Raw genomic sequence first — 4,502 nt, forward strand, 5'->3', positions numbered from 1 at the left:
CAAATCAGGCGATCGGTTCTTTTGTGGTTTTGGTAAGAATCGGCGTGTTAATACAGCTTGGCATATTGCAGGTGCTGAGTTCTTCCAATTCATGGAGGTTCATTACGGCATGGTGTCATTTCAAATCATCGAGATCACTGACGACAACTACCAGGAACTTTTGGTTAAGGGTGTGTTCTATGCCATCTAAAAAACCTCATAAGTACCATGATGAAATCCGTCCGGTTCAAGTCGATCACTTAGCGTTTTCATTTCCGTACAGTTCGTTACGACATTTAGATAACTCGAATGAACAAGATTTTATCAACATGCAATTTCCTGATTTCAAAAGACAAACGGTGAACGGACGCCACAATTCACCGGAAGCCATCGAGAAATCTATTGAGTTACATCGTAACAAATGTCGCAAAGTACTGGCTGATAGGTTCGATGAGTTCATGGCGAAAGTCTTTAACTTCCGTTTATCACCTATGCGTGCGCGTGGTTTGCACGGTTATGACGATTCAATGGTCATTTATGACTCAACTGGCACGGTTGAATGCGGTTTGGTGGGTGTTGGCGGTAACAATGACACGGTTTATGTACAGATAAATGGCTCAGGTTGCGCCAGATTATTCGACTTTACCACTCATAAAAAGGTGCATTGGTGGTTGTCACTTTTGGGGATCACTCGCCTCGCCCGTCTCGATTTATGCGTGGATGATTACACCGGTATTTTCGATTGTCAGTATGCCGAGAAATGCTTTTATGAAGGTGCGTTTCGTACTGCGACTCGTGGTCGTGGCCCGACAATGGTCCCACATAAACGCGTCTCACAAACCGGTGAATTGTTTGAAGAAGCCACGTTAGTTGGCTCTCGTACCTCCGCGGTTTATTGGCGGGTTTACAACAAAAAGTTTGAACAGAACATCGTTGACCCTGACGTGGTTTGGTATCGAAACGAAGTGGAATTGAAGAAGTGCGATTTGACACTACTCGCCTCGCCCGCTTCGGCCTTTGCTGGTCTGTGTGACTTTTCGGCCAGTATCGAACCGGCTGAACCCATGAAGATCCAACTGAACAAAAAGAAAGCCGGTCTTGAGTTCTTCGCTCGTATTGCCTGGGTTCGTCGCCAATGTGGAAAAGCCTTGGCAGAAGTGGTGTCGATGACTGACGGCGATATCGGTGAAGCTTTCGGGATGCTCATTCCGACTAAGCATAGACGCGCAAATTTTAACACGTCATTGGGTATTCCCGATGAATACACTAAACGGAAAATTGAAATTTTGGAGTCAAGAATATGCCCACAATAACTGGTATTGCCATCAAACGTTTCCCGAAATCGAACATGGAGTTCGCGGAATTATCCGTCCTACGTGCCGTGGAAGAAGTCGATAACGAGAAGTTTCAACAAACAGGAATTGGTTATTCGACGGACATTCCTTACAACAAACAGGCGTTGAAAATTGATGTGAACTACGCGCGTCAGCTGATCCAAACGCGCGCTTTTGTGCCTAATCGTGATTACGAATTGAGCTTCGGTGCAAACCCAAATGACCCGCTAGATATCTTGGTGAATAAGCTCAGTCCGGTCGAAGATGACATCAAAAAGCACTTTCAATCGTCTTTACCTAAGGCCTAATTGAATGCCATTGGTCACTGGATATTGCGCAAAAGTCATTTCCATTCAAAACGGCGATGCGGTGCTAACATCTAGTTTTACTAATGAAAACAAAGTGGTAGATGGAAAATCTGATTGTGATTGGTCGGTATTAGTTACAGGGTCKCTTTTTGAGRCTCAAMAACAGTTCGATGCYATGMGCACTCAGYCTCCTGTCGGCAGTGACTATGAATTAACGATAAACCCAGAGRTTTATACCACGGTTTCTGGGTGGATTTTGGTCTCATTCGTCTCTGGTCATGTACTAGGACGGATACTCAAAACGCTTGGCAAAGGCTGAGCACATTAAAAAGGTACATCTTATGAAAACAAAACTTCTTGGGTTATCCATGTTGGYCGCATCCGGCTCGACGTTCGCYGCTGAAGGCGATACTGCYGTAACCGGTGCRATTAATGCCGCAGTGACATTAGGYCAAAGYAACTACGGTCTTGTGGTGGTCGGCTTGATTGGYCTGGCTGCTCTTGGCTTTGGTCTTCGCGCCATTATGGGAGCGATGCGTTCGTAATGGGTGAACTYGCTTCAAAYGTTGTAACCATCCTGCTTGGGGTGGTTATGGCAAGCTCCTTTATATACGGCGTATATACAGGGATTAACGCCTCCTAAATGGAGGCTTTTTTGTCTCAAGGTGGCCTATGAAATCCCTCATTAATGCCTTCATCGCCCTGCTCTTTTTAATGATTGCGTGCCTCTATTTCATGGCCGATTCGGACGCAGCTGAGTGTCCTCCAGGTGAAGTRGATAAAGGTGGGATTTGTGTGTCTTCTTGCTCTATTTTGCAGGGAGAAAARCGMACCTTGCAYTGGGACGCGTACATYTAYGGTGAGCAGCCAACSAGTTATTGYTATGGCGTTGTYACGGGTGATACCGCTTGTCGCTTGAACAAGTCAGGGGCGATTGCCATTAGCTTCGACGATGCTCRACAATTTTGGTCGGGTGAGTTTACTTACACCGGTGCGACGTGCCCGTTTGATGAACGCGGTCGTTTCTTTGGTGGWACACCTAAGCCTTTCCCTTATGAGGGCGATGGCAATATGAACGGTATTCCAGACGATGAAGAAGATTGGGATGGTGATGGTATTCCCAATGGTGTCGATGAAAATCCGAGTGATTCTGACAATGTACTCAAGGACGAAAACAACAATCATATCCCCGAYAATTTAGAGCCTTTTGTTGACRCTCTCAGTGATATTGAAGTCGTGGATTATGACGTGCGATGYGCTGGAAACCCGCAGTGTACAGGCATCACCACCTTAGCCAATTCAGCGGAGAAAGTSTCTCAAACCAATCGAGATTTGGTGTYGGTSATTAAGGATTTGGGKACAGAWACCGCGGATAAGAATGATGTYCGAAGCCTCAATTACAGTATTACTCGRCTGCTMASSAACATGAACGATTCTATCGCGAACACTCAAAAGAGRTTGGTYGSTCAGRYYAGRMATTCCGATGATATCTTTCTCAGTTTCACCAAAAACAAGGTGCTTAAAGCGATTGAAGCCATTGATGCCAGMGGAGGTGGCTTAACTCAAACMCARGCTAATCAACTCACCACCGCTGCKGAAAAGTCGACCYTGGCCGCGACCGCAGCCAGCCTAAATGGTGGACTCATTAATGAGGTGTTTAATGTGCTGAGTGATATTGAATATTCGTTAGGTGATACACAAGGCAGCATTGATACGTTAGGTAGTGACCTCACTGACCAGCTTTCCGAACTGTCTACCAAGATTGATGGCATCGCCTCGGGTGGCGTTCCTTCTAATGGCACGGATTTAAGTGGATTAGAATCCGCCGTCACCGGCATACAAAACTTACTCGGCTCACCGAATCAATTCGTTCAACCCACACCTGGTGTATCCGGTGCATTTAAAACCAATTTCCTTTTCGGTGATGATGCTTTTAAAGAGTTGGAAGCCAGCATCGTCGATTTGAAAGACGAATATCAGGCAGAAGCTGCCCCGGCTCGGGACTTGTTGGGTATCAATACCGAGGGATTTCAAAGCGGGGATTTCAGTACCCATAACCTCACGCTGAAGAACTTCAACGGTGAGAATGTGGAATACGAAAACAAGGTGTTCAGCGCCCTATTAGACAATGCCGACATCATTAAATCCGTGTTGTTGTTCATTGTGGTGCTCATTGGTATACGCATGTTAGGGAGTGACTAATGGAAACCATTTACGCATTTTTTGATTGGGTGGCGTTGCAGTTTCAAACGTTCATCGACTTTATTTACGCGCTTCCTGATATGGCGAGTAACCTGTTTTCTTATCTTCAGCTTTTCATTATCAAGATGAAAATTACACTTCAAATTGAGTTCCTTAAACTCTCCTATTCCACCGCTAAATTGCTGCTGCAAGATATTGGTTTTAACGACCTGTTAGTGGAAGTCTTTAATGCGATGCCATCAGAGGTTCGGTTCTACTCATACGCTTTTGGTATTCCCCAGGGGCTGACCATCTTAGCCAACTTCATGACCACYGCTTTTGTTATGAAGATGAGTCGCTAGCCATGGCCATTACCATACGAACCGGCGCAAATGGCTCTTATAAGTCGGCTTATACCGCGTACTTTTCTATCTATCAGGCGCTTAAAGCCGGTAAAGTTGTCGTGACCAACATCGAGGGAATGCAGCCTCTTAAGATGATTGAAAAGCGCTTTAACATTCAGTTCCCGACTACCTCTAAACTACTTCGAGTCTCATCAAGAGACGCAGCCGGTGTGCATCTTTGGACGCACTTTTTCTGTTGGTGCCCCATTGGCGCATTGATTGTGATTGATGAATGCCAGGACATCTTCTCTAAGAATATCGGCTTTGACATGAAGAAAGTCACCTACCAGCCGGTT

Annotated in this window: 6 protein-coding genes and 1 pseudogene; all 7 read left to right on the forward strand. The window is 45.7% G+C overall.

The window, feature by feature from the left end; genetic code table 11:
• Positions 1 to 190 (forward strand): annotated as a pseudogene (locus L4C33_RS19825) (hypothetical protein); the annotation flags it as partial.
• On the forward strand, positions 180 to 1,292 hold the full coding sequence (locus tag L4C33_RS19830; protein WP_428814124.1) for a replication initiation factor domain-containing protein: 1,113 nt from the start codon (positions 180 to 182) through the stop codon (positions 1,290 to 1,292). The pseudogene L4C33_RS19825 and the gene L4C33_RS19830, both read left to right, overlap by 11 nt.
• Positions 1,280 to 1,621, forward strand: a complete 342-nt coding sequence (locus L4C33_RS19835; protein ID WP_428814125.1) for a DUF1293 family protein — start codon at positions 1,280 to 1,282, stop codon at positions 1,619 to 1,621. Before L4C33_RS19830 ends, L4C33_RS19835 begins: the two co-directional genes overlap by 13 nt.
• A gap of 341 nt (positions 1,622 to 1,962) precedes the next feature.
• Positions 1,963 to 2,166, forward strand: a complete 204-nt coding sequence (locus L4C33_RS19840; protein WP_428814126.1) for a hypothetical protein — start codon at positions 1,963 to 1,965, stop codon at positions 2,164 to 2,166.
• 1,117 nt (positions 2,167 to 3,283) lie between these two features.
• A complete protein-coding gene (locus L4C33_RS19845) occupies positions 3,284 to 3,823 on the forward strand; it encodes a hypothetical protein (RefSeq protein ID WP_428814127.1) in 540 nt (179 codons plus the stop codon).
• Entirely contained in the window at positions 3,823 to 4,164 is a 342-nt protein-coding gene (locus L4C33_RS19850) for a DUF2523 domain-containing protein (RefSeq protein WP_428814128.1), read from the forward strand. The genes L4C33_RS19845 and L4C33_RS19850 overlap by 1 nt, the downstream gene beginning before the upstream one ends.
• A 2-nt stretch (positions 4,165 to 4,166) precedes the next feature.
• Positions 4,167 to 4,502, forward strand: a 336-nt coding sequence (locus L4C33_RS19855; protein ID WP_428814129.1) for a zonular occludens toxin domain-containing protein, incomplete at its 3' end; no start/stop codon positions are given.

This window comes from Vibrio makurazakiensis (assembly GCF_050337375.1).
GTDB lineage: Bacteria > Pseudomonadota > Gammaproteobacteria > Enterobacterales > Vibrionaceae > Vibrio > Vibrio makurazakiensis.

Coding starts and splice junctions, on each gene's coding strand:
- L4C33_RS19830 (WP_428814124.1), top strand. CDS start 180: ATGCCATCTAAAAAACCTCATAAGTACCATGATGAAATCCGTCCGGTT.
- L4C33_RS19835 (WP_428814125.1), top strand. CDS start 1,280: ATGCCCACAATAACTGGTATTGCCATCAAACGTTTCCCGAAATCGAAC.